Source organism: Nocardia brasiliensis, from assembly GCF_042691675.1.
GTDB lineage: Bacteria > Actinomycetota > Actinomycetes > Mycobacteriales > Mycobacteriaceae > Nocardia > Nocardia brasiliensis_D.
The window spans coordinates 8514213-8531255 of sequence record NZ_CP170507.1 but is presented as its reverse complement, the minus strand read 5'-3'; the positions used below and the strand labels follow the sequence as shown (position 1 = coordinate 8531255).

25 protein-coding genes are annotated in these 17043 nt (G+C 62.7%); 23 read left to right on the top strand and 2 right to left on the bottom strand.

Annotated features, from left to right (window positions below; genetic code table 11):
* Positions 1-16: 16 nt before the first annotated feature.
* The 8 genes from ACFK0J_RS39450 (at position 17) to ACFK0J_RS39415 (ending at position 4112) form a co-directional block, all read left to right on the top strand.
* Positions 17-451 (top strand): single-stranded DNA-binding protein, encoded by a 435-nt coding sequence (locus ACFK0J_RS39450; protein ID WP_378734962.1) that lies wholly within the window; start codon positions 17-19, stop codon positions 449-451.
* Between the two features lie 42 nt (positions 452-493).
* Complete coding sequence (locus ACFK0J_RS39445; protein ID WP_378734961.1) at positions 494-1243, top strand: hypothetical protein; 750 nt, start codon at positions 494-496, stop codon at positions 1241-1243.
* Positions 1240-1632 (top strand): RusA family crossover junction endodeoxyribonuclease, encoded by a 393-nt coding sequence (locus tag ACFK0J_RS39440; protein WP_378734959.1) that lies wholly within the window; start codon positions 1240-1242, stop codon positions 1630-1632. The genes ACFK0J_RS39445 and ACFK0J_RS39440 overlap by 4 nt, the downstream gene beginning before the upstream one ends.
* Before the next feature lie 12 nt (positions 1633-1644).
* Positions 1645-2238: a hypothetical protein gene (locus ACFK0J_RS39435; RefSeq protein ID WP_378734957.1), complete on the top strand. Its 594-nt coding sequence runs from the start codon at positions 1645-1647 to the stop codon at positions 2236-2238.
* Positions 2239-2634: 396 nt separating this feature from the next.
* Positions 2635-2841 (top strand): hypothetical protein, encoded by a 207-nt coding sequence (locus tag ACFK0J_RS39430; RefSeq protein WP_378734956.1) that lies wholly within the window; start codon positions 2635-2637, stop codon positions 2839-2841.
* Positions 2838-3269 (top strand): hypothetical protein, encoded by a 432-nt coding sequence (locus ACFK0J_RS39425; protein WP_378743412.1) that lies wholly within the window; start codon positions 2838-2840, stop codon positions 3267-3269. The genes ACFK0J_RS39430 and ACFK0J_RS39425 overlap by 4 nt, the downstream gene beginning before the upstream one ends.
* Positions 3169-3453, top strand: coding sequence for an HNH endonuclease (locus ACFK0J_RS39420; protein ID WP_378734954.1), 285 nt, complete (start codon positions 3169-3171; stop codon positions 3451-3453). The genes ACFK0J_RS39425 and ACFK0J_RS39420 overlap by 101 nt, the downstream gene beginning before the upstream one ends.
* Positions 3454-3500: 47 nt before the next feature.
* Positions 3501-4112, top strand: a complete 612-nt coding sequence (locus tag ACFK0J_RS39415; RefSeq protein WP_378734952.1) for a DNA cytosine methyltransferase — start codon at positions 3501-3503, stop codon at positions 4110-4112.
* A 621-nt stretch (positions 4113-4733) separates the two neighbouring features.
* Here ACFK0J_RS39415 and ACFK0J_RS39410 read toward each other — a convergent pair.
* Positions 4734-5546, bottom strand: coding sequence for an ETX/MTX2 family pore-forming toxin (locus ACFK0J_RS39410; protein WP_378734949.1), 813 nt, complete (start codon positions 5544-5546; stop codon positions 4734-4736).
* Between the two features lie 1120 nt (positions 5547-6666).
* Here ACFK0J_RS39410 and ACFK0J_RS39405 point away from each other — a divergent pair.
* The 7 genes from ACFK0J_RS39405 to ACFK0J_RS39375 all read left to right on the top strand — a co-directional run bounded on the left by ACFK0J_RS39405 (position 6667) and on the right by ACFK0J_RS39375 (position 11944).
* Positions 6667-6873, top strand: a complete 207-nt coding sequence (locus ACFK0J_RS39405; RefSeq protein WP_378743329.1) for a DUF397 domain-containing protein — start codon at positions 6667-6669, stop codon at positions 6871-6873.
* A gap of 355 nt (positions 6874-7228) precedes the next feature.
* A complete protein-coding gene (locus tag ACFK0J_RS39400) occupies positions 7229-7642 on the top strand; it encodes a hypothetical protein (RefSeq protein WP_378734947.1) in 414 nt (137 codons plus the stop codon).
* A 25-nt stretch (positions 7643-7667) separates the two neighbouring features.
* Positions 7668-7913 carry a hypothetical protein gene (locus ACFK0J_RS39395; RefSeq protein WP_378734945.1) on the top strand — a complete coding sequence of 82 codons (246 nt, stop codon included), beginning with the start codon at positions 7668-7670 and terminating at the stop codon, positions 7911-7913.
* A gap of 73 nt (positions 7914-7986) precedes the next feature.
* Complete coding sequence (locus ACFK0J_RS39390; protein WP_378734943.1) at positions 7987-9264, top strand: hypothetical protein; 1278 nt, start codon at positions 7987-7989, stop codon at positions 9262-9264.
* Positions 9261-10523, top strand: coding sequence for a phage portal protein (locus tag ACFK0J_RS39385; protein WP_378734941.1), 1263 nt, complete (start codon positions 9261-9263; stop codon positions 10521-10523). Before ACFK0J_RS39390 ends, ACFK0J_RS39385 begins: the two co-directional genes overlap by 4 nt.
* Positions 10520-11434, top strand: a complete 915-nt coding sequence (locus ACFK0J_RS39380) for a hypothetical protein (protein ID WP_378734939.1) — start codon at positions 10520-10522, stop codon at positions 11432-11434. The genes ACFK0J_RS39385 and ACFK0J_RS39380 overlap by 4 nt, the downstream gene beginning before the upstream one ends.
* A gap of 39 nt (positions 11435-11473) precedes the next feature.
* Positions 11474-11944, top strand: a complete 471-nt coding sequence (locus tag ACFK0J_RS39375; RefSeq protein WP_378734937.1) for a hypothetical protein — start codon at positions 11474-11476, stop codon at positions 11942-11944.
* 171 nt (positions 11945-12115) lie between these two features.
* Here ACFK0J_RS39375 and ACFK0J_RS39370 read toward each other — a convergent pair whose 3' ends face one another.
* The gene (locus ACFK0J_RS39370) at positions 12116-12532 is read right to left on the bottom strand and encodes a hypothetical protein (RefSeq protein WP_378734935.1); all 417 of its coding nucleotides are present in this window, start codon (positions 12530-12532) and stop codon (positions 12116-12118) included.
* Positions 12533-12868: 336 nt separating this feature from the next.
* Here ACFK0J_RS39370 and ACFK0J_RS39365 point away from each other — a divergent pair, with 336 nt between their 5' ends.
* The 8 genes from ACFK0J_RS39365 to ACFK0J_RS39330 all read left to right on the top strand — a co-directional run bounded on the left by ACFK0J_RS39365 (position 12869) and on the right by ACFK0J_RS39330 (position 17042).
* On the top strand, positions 12869-13807 hold the full coding sequence (locus ACFK0J_RS39365; RefSeq protein ID WP_378734933.1) for a phage major capsid protein: 939 nt from the start codon (positions 12869-12871) through the stop codon (positions 13805-13807).
* A gap of 103 nt (positions 13808-13910) precedes the next feature.
* On the top strand, positions 13911-14381 hold the full coding sequence (locus ACFK0J_RS39360; protein ID WP_378734931.1) for a Gp19/Gp15/Gp42 family protein: 471 nt from the start codon (positions 13911-13913) through the stop codon (positions 14379-14381).
* Positions 14378-14722 (top strand): hypothetical protein, encoded by a 345-nt coding sequence (locus ACFK0J_RS39355; RefSeq protein ID WP_378734929.1) that lies wholly within the window; start codon positions 14378-14380, stop codon positions 14720-14722. Before ACFK0J_RS39360 ends, ACFK0J_RS39355 begins: the two co-directional genes overlap by 4 nt.
* Complete coding sequence (locus ACFK0J_RS39350) at positions 14719-15024, top strand: hypothetical protein (protein WP_378734927.1); 306 nt, start codon at positions 14719-14721, stop codon at positions 15022-15024. The genes ACFK0J_RS39355 and ACFK0J_RS39350 overlap by 4 nt, the downstream gene beginning before the upstream one ends.
* Positions 15021-15383 carry a hypothetical protein gene (locus ACFK0J_RS39345; RefSeq protein WP_378734925.1) on the top strand — a complete coding sequence of 121 codons (363 nt, stop codon included), beginning with the start codon at positions 15021-15023 and terminating at the stop codon, positions 15381-15383. The genes ACFK0J_RS39350 and ACFK0J_RS39345 overlap by 4 nt, the downstream gene beginning before the upstream one ends.
* A 15-nt stretch (positions 15384-15398) precedes the next feature.
* The gene (locus tag ACFK0J_RS39340; RefSeq protein WP_378734923.1) at positions 15399-16055 is read left to right on the top strand and encodes a hypothetical protein; all 657 of its coding nucleotides are present in this window, start codon (positions 15399-15401) and stop codon (positions 16053-16055) included.
* Positions 16056-16209: 154 nt separating this feature from the next.
* Complete coding sequence (locus ACFK0J_RS39335) at positions 16210-16602, top strand: hypothetical protein (RefSeq protein ID WP_378734921.1); 393 nt, start codon at positions 16210-16212, stop codon at positions 16600-16602.
* A 152-nt stretch (positions 16603-16754) separates the two neighbouring features.
* Positions 16755-17042: a hypothetical protein gene (locus ACFK0J_RS39330; RefSeq protein WP_378734919.1), complete on the top strand. Its 288-nt coding sequence runs from the start codon at positions 16755-16757 to the stop codon at positions 17040-17042.
* The last annotated feature ends 1 nt before the right edge of the window (position 17043 follow it).

Here is a 17043-nt window from a genome sequence, read left to right as displayed (position 1 = left end):
CACCATGTCATTGCCCGTGATCACCGGTCGCGCCTTCATGCTCTCGAAGGACGGCGTCCAGATTCAAACACTCGATAGCGGCAAGAAGATGGCTCGATTCGCTGTCGCGTTCAACAAGAGCATCAAGAACGATCAGACCGGCGAATACGAAAAGAAGGCCGAATTCATCGCCCAATGCGTCGCGTTCGATGACAACGCAGAGATCGCCGCCGAGCGTCTTTCCTTCAAGGACACGTTCAACATCTCCGGCGAGGTCGAATTACAGAGCTGGACCGACCGAGAGGGCAACGAACGGACCAGCGCGCAAATCATCGTGTGGTCGCTGTCCGGACCGATCCAGCAGTCCAAGAACAGCGAGCGCGGGCAGCGTCCGAACGGCAGCAGCCGCGCCGCACGTGAACGCGCCTCCAAATCGTGGGGCTCGGGGTCGGGCCAGTGGGGCGACATCTGACCGACTCCGCCGACCGATCCGATTCGAACAGAAAGACCATTCATGCGTGACGTGATCATTGTCGAAGGCACCTGGGCCAGCTCGGATACCGCAGGACCGGACCAATACGGCCTCCTCGGCGACGTGGCCCGCCGACTCGACACGAGCCGACTCCGCCCGCGCAACATCGCCTATCCAGCCGACTACGGCCGCCATCGCAGCTACGAGGATTCCAAGGCTGCGGGCATGCGGGAAACCCAGCAAGCGATCGACAGCGCGAAACGGCCCGTGTACCTGGTCGGCTACTCCCAGGGCGCAGCAGTGGCAGGCGCGTTTACCAACCATCGCAACGTCGCTCGCACGTATCTGCTCGCTGACCCCCACCGACCCGCGGGCCGCTATATCGGCCTGCTCGACCCGGGCGGTAGCGGACTCGCCGGGGCGATCGACCGCGCCGGACTCGTCCACTGGCTGGCCGCACCCGGAGACGTAATCACTAGCGCCCCAACAGATTCGATGCTCCGCGATTTCGCCGACTTCACCCCGGCCATGTCGCCGCACCTTCGACCCTGGCTCGAAGACGCAATCGCGACCCTGCGTAGCCGCACCTGGCAGAACGCGGCCCGCAAACCGTGGAACGCCTTCGAAGAGTTCCGGCGCCTGAGCGAAGCGCTGCACGACGCCCACGGTTACCTCGCAGGCGGGCGTCACACCTGCTACGCGGCCGAGAACGTGCCCGGCCTGCACATCACACACACGCAGTGGATCGCCGCGTCGCTGAACTACCTTGCCCGCCAGGAGAACCCGGCGTGACGACTCTGTGGGTGCCGGGCCAACCGGCACCGCAGGGCAGCAAACGCCACGTCGGCGGCGGACGAATGGTCGAGTCCTCGAAATTCCTCAAGCCCTGGCGCAACCTCGTCGCGCAGCGCGCTCGACAAGCGGGATTCGAACCCGCCACCGGCCCGATAGCGGTAGCGGTTGCGTTCGTGATGCGCCGCCCGCTCAGCGCACCGAAAACCAAGCACGTTCACGCGATCCGCCGCCCTGATGTCGACAAGCTCGTCCGCGCCATCTTGGACGGGCTGTCCGGCATCGCCTACGCCGATGACTCCCAGGTGACGCAGCTCTACGCCGAAAAGCGGCTGGCTGTCACTGGGGAAGACCCCGGCGCTCTGATCACCGTTCGCCCCATCCCGTAAGGAGTTCCGACCGTGGCCACCCTCTGCGTCATGCCGCACTTGCGCTACCGAGCCGCCGGAGAACCGTACTCGCTCAACGGCCGCGAACTGATCGCCTCGGGCCACGAGTCCACCATTGACCTTCGCGACCCGCATCCAGCTCACCGACCCGGCAGCAACCTGTGCCGTGATCACTCCGCGCTGTTCGCCTCCATCATCGACCAGACACCCGATGTCGTCGCATGGCTGCGCTTGTGCGCGAATTCGTCGACCGCAGCGGGATTCGACAACCCGATAAGCCGAGCGCTACCCAGTTCCCGCCCGCCCTGTGATGTGGTTGCCATCGACGCCGCAGACCTTGAACTCGAAGCGCTGGCGTACTGGGCCGCCGTCGCCGGACTCGACCCAATCCCCGGACCCGTCCACCGCGTACGCGGCAGAGTCCGCGGACTCGCCAGCGGTGGCAACCTCGAACCAGTCGTCAAGACGTCGGCGTGGATCGCCGCCCGGCTCGACCACATCGAAGAACACGACTGGGTAGGCGACATGCTGACCGACCTGATGGACGTACGCGCCCGGCACCTGACCCGCTGGCCGCTTACCGCGCCCGAATGCCCCAACGACTAGGCGGTGAATCCTGACTCTCGCATATCGAACCGCGTTCCCGAACATGTACGGCGGCCCGGCGTGGCTGCCGGAACCGGCAGCTTGCCGACGCATCGACAGACGAGCACGCACCTTGAAACGCTGGCGACTCGAAGGCGGCCTGCTCTGGACCTGGCAGGGCGGACAACGCCTCTACCGCACCGACTCCTTGGACCGAACACTTCGGCGCAAGAACGAAAACCAGCAGTTCACGCGGTTTGGACCACCCCATCGATAACGTTGATTGTGTGCGGAGCCCACTCCGCCACCTACAACTGAATAGCGTTCCCTGCCCGCAACTTTCGGGCGGCAACGGGTTCGAGACCCGACAGGGAAGCCACTACAACCGAACACAACTGAACAAAGGAATCCGTGTCGATGACGCTGACCGATCCGCGGCTGGAAGCACTCAAACACTCGCTGACCGAACCCGGCCAAAAAGGCTGGGCCGCGATCGACCGCAACGGCGTTCCGCCCGTCCACGAGTTCACCACCCGCGAGGAAGCCGAATCCCACATCACCGAGCACGGCGGACGGCTCTACCGTCGACTCGGTCACGGCCTGGCCTGGGAAGCGGTCGCGTGAACCCACAGCAGTTCGCCCAGACCAACCAAGCCCCGCAGACCTCGCCGGAAGTTCAAGCACTGGCTGACGCGCTGCGCATCATCGACGTGCCATCCAAGAACGCGATGCCGCCGATTCGATTCGAATTCCCCGAACCGTTGCGCGTCGCTGAATCGCTCTACGGCAAAGGGATTCGCGCCACCGACCCGAACGCACTCGATGCGGCCAGTCGAGTCACCGAGATCCTTGCCGCGTTCGCACACGACGGCTTCGAAGACGCACGCGCAATCGTCGCGCTCATCTTGCGCGGACACACCGGAATCGACGCCGTGAAGCAGGTGAAGACCAATGCATCGCTGGCACACCAGGAACCCGCGCCCGAACCTGCCGTCAACAGTGCGCCGGATGATCCTGACCAGGGATGCCCACCTATGCCAAATCCGCGCTGACGGGTGCCTGGTCCGCGCGAGCGAGGTCGACCACATCATCCCCGTATCACGCGGCGGCACAAACGATCCGGCCAATCTGCGCGCAGCCTGCTCGCCGTGCAACGGGTGGTGGAACTTCGTGTGCCGCTCAAAACCGCCGACACGCAAGCGTCCCCGTGAGAAGCATCCCGGCGCGCTCGGTTGACACCTACGTGTCAACAGCGCACCGCCACAACTGAATACAAGGTGACAATGCTCCGAATCGGAAGCCTCTGCTCGGGCTACCTCGGTCTGGATATGGCCCTGGAATCCGAACTTGCCGATACCGAACTCGTGTGGGTTGCCGACATCGAACGCAACGCTATTCGGCTGCTCGAACATCACGTGCCCGACGTCCGGAATCTCGGCAACATCAAGGAAGTCGACTGGCATTCAGTGCCATCGATCGACATTCTGACCGCCGGGTATCCCTGCCAGCCATTCTCTACCTCGGGCCTCCGGAAGGGAGAAGATGATCCACGCCACCTCTGGCCCTACATCTACCAGGCCATTCGCGTACTACGACCGCGCCTCACATTGCTGGAAAACGTCGCCGGACACCGCAGCAAAGGATTCGACACGGTACTCGGCGACCTTGCCGAGATCGGGCTATCTGCGCAATGGGTGTCTGTACGAGCATCCGACATCGGCGCACCCCACCGACGAGACCGACTCTTCATCGCTGTTACCGACCCCGATGGCGGCGAACTCCCGAACTGGCGACGGCCCAGCACAGCACAGGCGCGAACATCCACAGCTCACGGTAATCAGTGCCCATCTGCCCTGGGCCATTTCCGCGCCGACGATAGGAGTCAGCGAGTATGACCAAGGAACTGCGTCTCCTACCGACACCAGCGGCGAGCGAAGCGGTAGGCGGGGGCCGACCGGTAGCGCTACGCATGCACCAGAACCATCAGGTGAGAATGATCGACGTAGCGAAGACGCTTGGGGTGAGTTCCTGCCCGCAGTGCGCCGCTGGGAACGTCTCACACGCCCGGCGCCCTGGATTGGCGAACCCAACCGAAACGGCAAGCCCCGGCTGTCCCCTCGGTGCGTCGAGTGGATGATGGGCCTGCCCGAAGGCTGGGTAACTGCCCCGACCATAGGTCTGCCCTACAGCGGCCAGCTGCGCCTACTCGGCAACGGTGTAGTGCCTCAGCAGGCAGCGAGAGCCATCCGATGGCTGCGCGCAATGATCGCCAGCGACCCGACCAGCTAGGCCCTGGGGGAGGTACCCCCGCCCCCTACCCTGGTCCAGCGTCCCGTATAGCAGTTCAGGCTCTGTACGGGTTCCAGGGTCGCCAGTGGCCGGCTGCAGCAGCTGAACTGCCGTGCTAGGACGAACCGGCCGATCCACCATGGGATCGGCCAGTTCGTATCTCACCGTCGGGGCTGACGAATAATTAGGAGCGGTAGCTCTTGTCCGAGTGCCATGAATGTGCGAGGTTATCCGGCGGGCGTTTCAGAAATTGCATGCGCTAGCTCAGGGGTGACATCGATGACGTAATTCCTGGGAGACTCATGATTGTCCAGTGGCTCCTCGATGACATCGATAATAGCTCTGATTCCTTCACTCGCCTCGAAGATGCCATCAGTGTGGAAATAGGTCTTTGTACCCTCGTTATGAAACCCCGCAAGCGGTTTCGCTTCAAAAAAGAGAAAGACGGGCCAGCGAAAATAATTCACCTCCGTCTCATAGTCAGGGAAAGTAACCTTGCCTTTGATTGTCACACCTCCGCTGAAGGCGCCAACCATTGTGTAGGGGATGCGCGGTTTCGTCTTCTCGATCTGGAGGACTGCTGTCACTTTAGTATGCTTCGGGACCGTGATCTTTTTTTGGAACTCCCAGCCGCGCTCCTTCGTCTCTGTCGCGGACTTGGAAGACGTGAACGAGTACTCGGTCGAGACGGTTGTATCGATCCCCCCTACTAAGGGGACTTTGATGGTGGTTGAAAGCGAAACACCCACGGACACGGAATGTTCGCTAGACCATGTGTAGCTGTTGGTAATTGTCTCGTGCCGAGTGACGGTCGTTTCTTGCTCGACGGACGTATGATTTTTTTCGGACACACTATCGATGGTATCCATCACCGTGTCAGGGTTTAACTTATCCAGATGATAGTTGATATCGCCATCGAAACTCAGCTCATCCAGCAGAAGTTCTTGCACCTCTATGTTCGTCGCATCGGGATTATCCTTCCCAATAATTGAATAGCTGGCATCCCTGAAATGCTTGTCAAGGTCGATACTTTGAGGCACTTATTTGATCCTTCCACGTATCCTTCGGCAACCAAGAATTGTCTCCGAACAAGCACGGCGACGACGCTCGGCGCAGCCGCTGCAGTCCGCTCTAGCTGGCTGATGCACCTTCTCTGCTCTGCGTATAGGTCGCTCAGCCTGCGGGAAAGTCAGACGGACGAGCGGGCACCTGCATCTCCGCGCCACCACGGGGCAGTCGGTTTATGGCGATGTGTCATATCGCGATCAAGGCTCACCTCCTTCTCTAGTCGTGGAACTGTTGGCCTTTGGTGGTGCAGTGCAGAGTGAACGGCCGGGGGAATCGCAGCCTTGCTGACGACCGGGCGGGTATGGGCGCGCCGCAGAACCTGACATGCCTGCGTTGAAGTCGCAATCGGTCAACACCGCGCGTACGAGGTCCGCTTCGCTGACACACCAGCTGCCCCACGGCATCGGTTAACACACCCGCCAGGTAGTGGTCGCCCAGATCCGCTTGAGCCCAAGGGGTCTCGCCGACTGACGTGTATCTCGCGTCGTCATCGAACAGGCCCCCTGCCACGTGTCCGTCGAGTGCTTCCACTTGGAAGCTACCCGAGGGGCTGGTGCCCAAACATTCACTGGCACAAGGCGTGCATCGAGATCGCATAATCGCCGCACTGGTGCAAGCGTCGGTGACATGTTGAAATCTGGTGTGGCGCAGTAGAACCGATGCGGCAGCCTGAATGTTCTGATTCGGACATCTACCGAAACCGCGCCCGCTCCGACAGCCGCCGAGGGCGGTAGCCACACGCAATCGCATATCGGCGCAAGATGAAACGCATACGTGCCTGTCTCGGCTGGGCGCAAGTCATCAGCTCGACCGCCCGCGGCTTCGACCGCATCCCGCATCCGATAGCTCATGACCAGTTCGACGCCATTTCTCAGGGGCGCCTGAGACTTGAGCGTGGCTCTCGTAGAAGTTCTTGCAGCTCAGCAACTTCGGCGGCGGTGGCGGTAGCAGATGGCAACAGGTGTGGTGCACGGATCTGAAGTCACCCGACTTCTCTACGTGTGGTGTCGTGAAGAAGGGGTATTGCCCGAATGGCGACTCAAGACGGGTCGCTGGCCAGAATGTCTTCAGCGATCGGGAGGAAGCATGACAGTGTCCATTGATCTGACCGGGGCTCAGTGGTTCAAATCGTCACGTAGTGGTTCGGGGGACCAATGCGTGGAAGTCGCCCATCTTGACGGCGGCATCGTCGGAGTTCGCGACAGCAAGAATCCGACCGGGCCCGCCCTGGTGTTCGACCCCGGCGAGTGGGACGCCTTTACTGCTGGTGTGAAGGGCGGCGAGTTCGACCGTCCCTGAACCGATCTCAGACCACCAGGATCCCTCGGCCTTGTCGGGGGATCCTGTGCGTTCATGGCTTTGCCGGATACTTATCGAGAGACGGATGTATGCGAACTCGCTAGACCCCGGCCGGTGTCTGGTCGGCAATCTCCGCGACTGGTGCGTTCGGTCGACCATGATCACCGCATCTCTTGGTTGACCAACAAGCAGCCACAGACCGAACACCCCCGGAGACCGTTGCACTACCAGCCCACAGATCAGCACGTGCAACAGCTCGCAACAGGTCCAGAGCCCCCAGAGAACGGCATCCGGGTGAGCGCGGTTCCGGCTGGCAGCTGGTTGTCCGCGCATGTCCGCCACAGAGAGGGATCGCATGCCTGGCCCCGTCCCGAAACGCAGTGACCAACGCAGGCGCCGCAACAAAACCGGGATCACCAAGGGTGCGGCGGGTCAGAGTTCGGAGTTCCCCGAACCCGATGAGCACTGGCACCCGATCGCACGGCGAATCTGGGATGCCCTCTCCCGGTCAGGTCAGTCGACCTACTACGAAGCGTCCGATTGGGCGTTCGCGTACTCGCTGATGGACGACCTGTCCGCGTACAAGTCCACCAGCAAGCGGTCTGCCCAAATGCTGCAAACGATCTATTCCGCTTTTGAGCGGCTGCTGATTACCGAAGGCGATCGACGCCGGGCGCGGCTGGAACTCGAACGAGACACCAGCGACAACGAGGAAGCCTCGGCCCAGATCGCGATCATGGAGCGCTACCGGAAGGCTGCCGCGGACTAACTGAATATCGAGAGGGGGTGATGCCATGACCAGCCCCCAACCAATCCGCTCTCTCGAGGACTACATTCCGGCCGAAAACCGGACGCTCGGATGGATCGCCGCAGCGTGGATGACCGAAAACCTGGTACAGCCAGACGGCCCCAACGCGGGCGAACCGTTCGAACTCACTCGTGAACAGCTGCGAATCCTGTTGCGCTGGTACGAAATCAACGATGTCGGACGCTTCCGCTATCGCCGTGGAGTGCTGCGCAGGATGAAGGGCTGGGGTTAGCAAGGACCCGTTCGTCGCCGCGCTGGTCTGGTTCGAAGCGCTCGGTCCGTGCCGGTTCTTGCACTGGAATGCGGTGGAGCTCCCGGTTTCTCGGCGTCACCCCGCCGCGTGGATTCAGGTTGCGGCTGTTTCGCAGGACCAGACCCGCAACACGATGACGTTGCTCGGTCCGATGCTGCGCAAGGATTCGCGCCTGAGCTACGGCGTCGACCTTGGTAAGGAAATCATCCACATTGCCGGAGGCGGCCGTGTGGAGGCTGTCACCAGCTCACCGCTGGCCCTCGAAGGCGGGCGGCCGAGTTTTGTTGCGCTGAACGAGACTCAGGGCTGGTTGCCCACGAATTCGGGCACCGCGATGGCGGCGGTTATCCGCCGCAACCTCGGCAAGTCGCGGGACGGTTCCGCCAGGGCGCTCGCTATTCAGAACGCTCACGTTCCCGGTTTGGGATCGGTGGCCGAAGACGATTACGACGCGTTCCAGCGTGTTCGCGATGGCTTGGCCGTCGATACCGGTGTCTACTACGACGCCACCGAAGCGCCCGGCGATACGCAATTGAGCGACGGGGATTCGCTGCGTGCGGGCTTGATCGCAGCACGCGGCGATTCTGTCTGGCTCGACATCGATCGTCTCGTGCAAGAGATCCTGGACGGTGTTACGACCGTCGAGGAATCGCGCCGGTTCTATCTGAATCAGGTTGTGGCCGCGTCGGATTCACTCATCGCACCCCACGAGTACGACCGGTGCGAAGTGGCTGACCGGCTTGCCCCTGGTGATGACATCACTTTGGGGTTCGACGGCGGCCGCAGCGATGACGCGACCGCGCTGATTGCCTGCCGGGTCTCTGATCGGTTGTTCGAGCCGATCCGGATCTGGGAGAAGGGCGACGGATTCGCCGACGAGATCGACCGCGCCGAAGTCGACGGGGTCGTCCGCTGGGCGATGGAAACCTACAGGGTCGCAGCATTTTTCGCGGACGTGGCGCTATGGGAATCCTATGTCGATCAATGGTCGATCGACTATCGCTCGCGGCTGCTCGTGCGCGCATCGGTCGCCTCATGGGTCGGCTGGGATATGCGGGGCGGGTTGAAAGACCTCACGCGCGGCAATGAACGGCTGACCGCCGCGATTGCCGATGGCGTGGTCCGGCACACCGGTAACAAGGTGTTGCGCCGCCACGTGCTCAATGCCCGGCGCCGGTTGAACCAGCACGGGGTCAGCTTCGGAAAAGAACATCGCGAGAGCGGCCGGAAAGTCGATGGCTACGCCGGAATGCTGCTCGCGGATATGGCCCGCACTCGCGTTCTGGAATCCGGGCGCATGCGCGAACAGACAAAGGTGTTGGTGCTGTGAGTTTCGACCGATTGATGCGCGGGATTCCCACGCTCACACGTGACCGCGAACGATACGAAGCGTACTTCGAAGGCTCGAAACGTCTTGATGCACTGGGCGTTACGTTGCCGCCCGAAGTCCGCGTGCTGGAGATCGTGGCGAACTGGCCGCGCCTGGTAGTCGAGAGCGTGGAGGAACGCCTCGATGTCGAAGGCTTCCGGCTTGCCGGAGCGGATACGACCGACCAACGGCTGTGGGATTGGTGGCAGCGTTGCGACCTGGACAACAAGTCGTCACTGGCGCACCTGGAAGCACTGGTTCAGCGAATCTCGTTCTCCATTGCAGGACCGGGGACCGGCGATGCTCCGGCGATCACCGTGCACAGCGCTAAAGGGATGGCTATCCATCTCGACCCGGTGACAAGTGAACCGGTGGAGGCGTTGCGCCAGTATCGCGACCTGGACGGGGTGGACGCGGCGGCGCACTACCTGACCGATCGGACCGTCTACTACAAGAAGGGCCGGTTCGGGTGGAAGGTCGACAAGACCGTCGTTCACGGCTTGGGCATGGTTCCGGTCACGCCCTTCGTCAACCGCGGACGCATCGACGGCCCGTTCGGTCGTACCGAGATGGCCGATGTGATGAGCTTGACCGATGCCTGCGCCCGCTCGCTGACAAACATCCAGATCACTCAAGAGATGGTGTCGATTCCACAGAAGTGGGTCATGGGTGCCAACTCATCGGACTTCGTCGACCGCAACGGCGACATCGTGCCGAAGTGGCAAGCCTATATCGGTCACGTCCTGGCGATCAGCAACCCCGACGCCAAGGCCGGTGTCTTCCCGGGCGCGGACTTGCGCGGTTTCACCGAGGTTGTGAACCTGTATGCGCGGCTGGTGTCGTCGCTGTCGGGCCTGCCTTCGCACTACCTCGGATTCAGCAGTGACAACCCGGCCAGTGCCGAAGCGATCCAGTCAGATGAAGGCAGGCTGGTCAAGCGCGCCGAGCGCAAGCAACGTTCATTCGGTTCGAGCTGGGAACGCACGATGCGAATCGCATTGCGGCTCTACGGTTCCGGTGGTGGCGAGCGGCTGGAAACGGTGTGGCGCGACCCGTCCACACCGACGCTGGCGTCCAAGACCGACGCTGCGGTCAAGTTGTTCGAGTCCGGGCTGTTGCCCGCGGATATGGCGCTCGAGCTGATCGGATTCAGTGCCGAACAGCGAAAGCGGGCAGCTGAGCTGCGGATTGATCCGGTGCTTTCGGCGGTCGGGTTGTGACGCCGGGCGGATACCGCCTGGCGCTGGACGCGATCGCTGTCGAGCTGACCGCGATAGCGCGACCGCTGGTGCGACTGTTTCTGGCCGACCCGACCCCGGCCGCGCGGGCGAGCCTGGTGGAGCTGCTGTTGCCGCATCTGAGCTACGCGCGTGAGCAGGCATACCGGGTCGGGGTGCAATTCCTCGAGGCGCAGCGGCTCTGGCAAGGCCATCCGCAGGCCGCTGTGGTTCCCGACCTCCGGGACTACGAGCCGCAGTTCCTGGACCGGGCGGTCGTCAACGCGCTGGAGAACTACCCGAACGCCGCCGAGCGAGCATTGGTCGGCACCGTCATCAAACACGCTGAGCACGCGGCCCGCTCGGTCCCGCGTGACTCCGCACGGCTCTACAACAGCGGTGCCCGCCGTCCGATCGGCCCAGCGCTGACGGTGGTTCACGACGATGCGATCGACGCCCTTACCGCAGACGGTCCCGGAGAGTTCGGCACCGACGACGAACCTGACGACCAGGCCGACGAAGACGACGAACCCGAAGACGAAGACGAGCTGCAGGACGACGACGAAGACGCCGAAGCCGACCAGGACGACGCCCAGGGCTGGGCGCGGATGCTCAGTGGCGCGGAATCGTGCGCGTTCTGCGTCACAATGGCCGGCCGCGGGGCGGTGTACTCGACCCGCGAAGACGCGATCGAGGACGCCAAAGGCGATCCCTACCACCTCGATTGCGACTGCATCGCGGTACCGGTATTCGACCGGGACGCCTGGCCGGGCTGGGCAGCCGCCCGCGAACTCGAAGCGATCTACACCGAGGCCACCAAACGGTACCCAGATACACACCAGATCAACGCCGTCCGGCGACTGCTCGTAGAACGCGGAGGCCCTGTAGTCGCCGATCTGCGGGCTGCGGCATGAGCGGTACCCATCCAATCATCAAGCCTGGGAGGCTCCTTCATGGACACAGACCCCACGACCACCGGCGACCCGGCACAGCTCGAACAGCTGCCGGACTGGGCGCAGCAAGAGCTGCGCACGCTGCACCGGCGCGTGGCCGAGCTGGAAGCCGAGAGCCAGACCGCCGCAACTGCGGCCGAGCAGACCCACCGCGAGCTACGCGAACAGCTGAGCGCGAGCGAAGCCGCGCGAGTCGCAGTCGAGTCCGACCATGCGCGTACACAGCTCGCGGTCGCGCGAGGGCTGCCGCTGACGGTCGCGACGAAAGACGGCGGCGAGGTCCCGGTGGTGTCGCTGATCGTGGGCGATACCGACGAAGCACGCGCCGCGAGCGCTGACGCGCTGGCCGCACTCGTCGGCTCCGGCGGGCCGGTGCTGACTCCCGATCCGGCGCAGACAGCCGCTCCGGCCACCGATGACCGGGCCGCGCTGGCGCGAGCGTTCTACGAAGCGGCCGGGGCTGACACGTAAGTGTCAAACCCGTTGACACGCACGTGTCAGAAAACAGTGACACGTACGTGTCACAGCGACATAAAGCGTATCTGCCCATTTCGGACGATACCTGTCACGCGATGTTGACACTTATGGACGTAGCTACCACGGGCGGAGGTCGCGGTAGGCGAGTTTGCAAGCGCATTTTCGCTAGAAAGAACTTCTTACCGCAGTGCACTTACTGCCGGTAACAAGGCCTTGCCCATCTCCTGCATCCGTTTCTTGGCACTCTGAAATCAGTCGACCTTCTTTGATCGTTTTTCCATTTTTGTCAACGATTTCACTCGTGGATGCCAAAATGGTTACCATAGTTCCTTTGGTATTAACTCCTTCGGCGGGGGCGCCCTTCGATGGTTTACAGTCCGCAGCGACAACATTGAAGACAGGCAATTCTTGGGAGAAGCTGTACTTATTCCCCCGAACGACCTTTGTGCCTACGTGAGTGGCAACGGCGTTATCGCAGGTATATGTTTGCCACTCACCTGCTTGCGCTTCTGCGGACAGCGACACCATCGACACGAAAGTGCCGGTGGCGATAAGGATTGCTGCGTTCTTCGTAGTTACCACTGTGTACTCCTTTGGTTGTGTAATCCGTAGAGTATTCGTTGCCGTGGAGCATCTGGATGGGTCGCAGCAGAAAGTGCCTTTTACGGCTCGTGGAGTGCTGCCGGTACGAAAATTCGTGACTTCTATACTCCGCTGACGTCAAGTTCGGACTCTGCCAACTTGAGTTCGACCACATATTCCGTGGTCGCCCGGCCGTGCGTAGATGCCAGCCGGATCCTTGCAAGCGTTCGGTTTTGCCACACCGAGCGCGCACTGATTACGCGCTGGAAGCCAGTTCTACGAGGCGAAAAGTGTGACCAGTACGTACAACTGAATAACAAATGAATAGAGAAACAGATGCCTGCTGTAGGTGCAACAACTCTTGCTGGTGTCGATAGCAGGGGTTTGGTTCCTAAACCAATCGCTACCGAAATCATCGCCCGCGTACAGGACGCGTCAGTGGTCCGGAGGCTTTCCGGCCAGACCGCTATTCCCTTGACTGGCACCGCGATTGCAGTGCAGACCGGACACGTTCAGGCTGGTGTCGTCGGGGAAGGCCAGAAAAAGCCTGTGACGAAGACCGATTACGCGACCAAGAGCATCAAACCGATCAAAGTCGCGGCCCTGACATATTTCTCGAAGGAACTGCGGCTCAAGAATCCGCTGGGCATCCTGGAGAACATCGCCGACGATATGGTCGGTGCGATCACGCGGGCTTTCGACCTCGCGGTCCTGCACGGCACGAATCCGCTGACCGGCCCGATTGCCGGTGTCGAGTTCGTGAACCAGACCGCCCAGCGGGTGGAGCTGGGCACCACGGCCAAGGCTGACGGTGGCCTGTCGACCGACTTCGCCAACGGTCACGCGCTAGTCGAAGATCACTACGAATTCGGTGAGTTCTCCGGGTTCGCCGCTGATCCGAGGCTCAAGCAAAAGCTGCGCACCGCAACAGATTTGCAGGGCCGACCGATTTATCAGGACGCGGTGAACCTGCGTAACGGCTTCGCCACTCTGCTCGGTTATGACGCCGCGTACTCGAAGACCATTTCGGGTCGCTACATCGGTGGCGGTACCGACAACAAGGTACGCGCGTTTGGCGGCGACTGGGGCGCACTGAAATACGGCTTCGCCGAGGAGCTGACGATTTCGCGGTCGGATCAGGCCACGATTGACGACGGCGGCACCACCGTGCATCTGTGGCAGCAGAACATGGAAGCTTATCTGGTCGAAGCCATTTTCGGCTGGATCATCACCGATTCCACCGCGTTTGTCGCCTATGACGACGCGACCGCGTGATCGGGGAGTTGCGTGCCGCGATACCGAAACACCGAAACCGGCGGGGTTGTGTCGTGCCCGGGTGTGCTGGATTGGACCGGGTGGGAGCTGATCGGTGATGGCGATGATTCCACCCGGCCTGGCGACACCGGAGGACGTAGCGCGGTGGCTGGGCCGGACGCTGAGCGAGCCGGAACGAAACCTCGCGGCCGTACTGGTGGACGGCGCGGCCCGCAAGATCATGGCACGGATTCCTGACCTCGCCGCCAAACTCGCGTCCGGTGTCCTCGACATCGAAACCGTGATCATGGTGCAGGCCAACGCCGTATGTCGCGTGCTGCGCAATCCCGAGGGCTACCGCAGCGAAGCCGCGGGCAGCTTCTCCTACCAAGTCGACAGCCGCGTCGCGGCGGGCTTCTTGGCGATCCTGCCCGAGGAATGGCGAGACCTCGGAGTGGAGGTCTCCGCTCAGCTCGCCCCGGCTACCGACGCCTACGCCATCGCGCGCCGTAACATCGACCCGGCCTTGTGGTTTCAGTCCGGCTGGCCGGCTCGCGATCAGGTGGCCGAGCAGTACGGGGGGTGGGGCTGGTGAGGATCACTCATGGCGTGATGGTCACCGTCTGGAGGCGCGGCGCGTGCGGCAAGTTCGGCGACGGCGCCGCACTGATCGACCACGAGATCGGCCCGTGCGTAATGCAATGGGGCACAACTAGTGATGTCGACGGCGGGCCTGCTGCCGGGGATGACTTCCGCGAAGGCGACTACGTCGAGTGTGAGTTGTTCGGCCCGGCTGGGGCCGATGTGATCGCCTCGGACATCCTCGAGGTGGATGGGGTGCGCTACCGCGTCCAGGGCCGCCCGATCACCCAGGCGTTCGCCCGCTCCGGACGAGTCGGGAACACGGTCGTTCGGCTGCGCGAGGTGAGCGCGTGAAGTTCCGATCAGACCAGGCGGGGCTCGCGGCGTACCTCAAGACCTCTGCCGAGCTGCGCGCGGTACTGATCGAGCAAGCCGAAATCACCATGGCCCTCTACAGGGCCGAGGTGCGCCACCGTACCGGGCGCAATGCCCGCGAGGTCCGGGTCTCGACCCGCGTCGGCGGAGCGCTGGGGGACCGCTGGGTCGCGACCGTGCACGCGTATTCGCCATACGCGGCGTACCGGGAGTGGGGCACGCGCCGCAACCGTTCTGAACGTGGCCTGCGTGACGCACTCGCACGCCTGGGCAGCCTATGAGCTGGCCTGACGCCGAGGCGGTCATGGTCGAACTGCTGGACCCGATCGCGGCGACGGACACGGTGATGACCCCGGCCACGAAAGTGCCGTTCATCCAAGTCAATCGGGTCGGCGGCACCGATGACGGGATCACCGATCGCCCGGTGGTCCAGGTTGCGGTATTCGGTGCGACACGCGCTCAAGCGTGGGCACTGGCCGAGAAGGTTCGCCACGCGGTCCGCAGCGCGGCCGGGTCGATGGTGGGCGGTGTTCTCGTCGATGACACGAGAACAGCGGTCGGACACCAGCAGATACCCGAGATCGACCCCGATGACCGCCGGGTGATCAGCACATATCAGCTCTCGTTCCGAGAGTCCTAACCGAGGGATGAACCTATGCCAGCAACGAGCTTCGACACGCTCGCCGATTTCAAGAACGAGCTGATCCGCAAGCACCTCAAAGGCGCGTGCTTCCTGGCCGACGACACCGTCGCGGTACCTACCGCGTTCACCGCAGGCGCGACCGCCGAGCTCCAGAGCCTGCCTGAGGGGTACCAGTCACTCGGCAAGCTCGCCGTCGACGGCGCACCGTCATACACCCCCGAGATCGAAACCAGCGCTATCGACTCGTTCGGCGATCTGGAGTCCTCGCGCGAAGACATCATCAGCCGCAACACCACGATCGAGCTGACCCCGCACGAGACTCGCCGTAAGGTCCTCGAGCTCTACATCGGCGCGGACCTGTCCGCGGTCACGCCGGACGCGACCACGGGTGAGCTGTGGATCAAGGAGCCCACGACTCCGGCGACGAAGTTCTACCGGTATCTGCACCTCGGCATCGACGGTGCGGGCCCGACCGCTATCTACATCTGGCGTATCGCACCGAAGTTCCAGATCACCAGTGTCGGGGCGCAGCAGGCCACACGCGATGGGGCGATGGCCTACCCGCTGACCGGTAAGGCCAAGGTCGACAGCCAGCTCGGCTACGCAATCGCCTGGGCATTCGGCGGGCCGGGCTGGAAACCGCTGCTGGCGAAGATGGGCTGGTCGTGAGCGATGCCCATCCTGATCAGCGCTGACGGGCGCGAGTTCACCACTGATTCCGCGACCGAGGTCGTCAATCTCCAGGCGCGCGGATGGCGCGTCAAACCCGCACCGACTCCGGCCCCGGCAATACGAGCCCAGAACAAGAGCGAAGGTAAGAACGTTGAGCACTGAGAAGATCACCCCGGCCGTTGACCCGTGGGCCCAGTACTGCCGTGAAGCACTCGGCGAGGACTACACCCCGCCTGCGCCGTTCGTGATCCCGCTCAATCCGCCGATCAGCGTGCCGATTCCCGAAAGCGTGGCCGAACGCACGCGCCTGTTCGATCAGCTGTCCGCGATCGAAGACGGCACGAGCGAGACCGAGCTGGCCGCGAAGTTCTTCCAGGTGTTCATGACCGAACCAGACTTCGAACGGTTCTGGCCCGAAGTGACTTCCAAGCCTCCGGCCGTGCTGACGAAGCTGTTCGCAGACCTCCAGGCGGCCATCAATCCGAGCATCGCCGGACGCGGGGCCGATGATGTGGCGGGGGGTTCCGAGGACTCGTCGCACTGATCAACCGATGGGGCGAGTCCATCGAGGCTGACCTGCACACCTACTACCGGCTCGATCTTCTCGACTGGTTCCGCGGGGTACACGCATGGCCGAAGCTGGCTCGCCTGCTGGCCAGGCTGCCGCCGGAATCACAGTTTCGCGCTGATCAGGCGATGGACGAAGAATTGGCGCGGCAGTGGGCCGACCAATACGACCCAGACGCACCAGCTACGGCCGCACCGATCACCCCTCACGGCTATTCACTGAGCGTGAAATTGCTTGTGCTGCTGTGCAATCGAATCGAACACCTCGAAGCGGTACTGCTGGCGGTGCATGGCAACAAGCCCGGCAAGCTCGCCCCAATCCCGTTGCCTACCAACGCATTGGAAATTGAGCTGTTCCGCCGTGACGATGCCGCCGTCGATGACGCGCTGGCCAGGCTGGGCGCGACTGACAACTAAC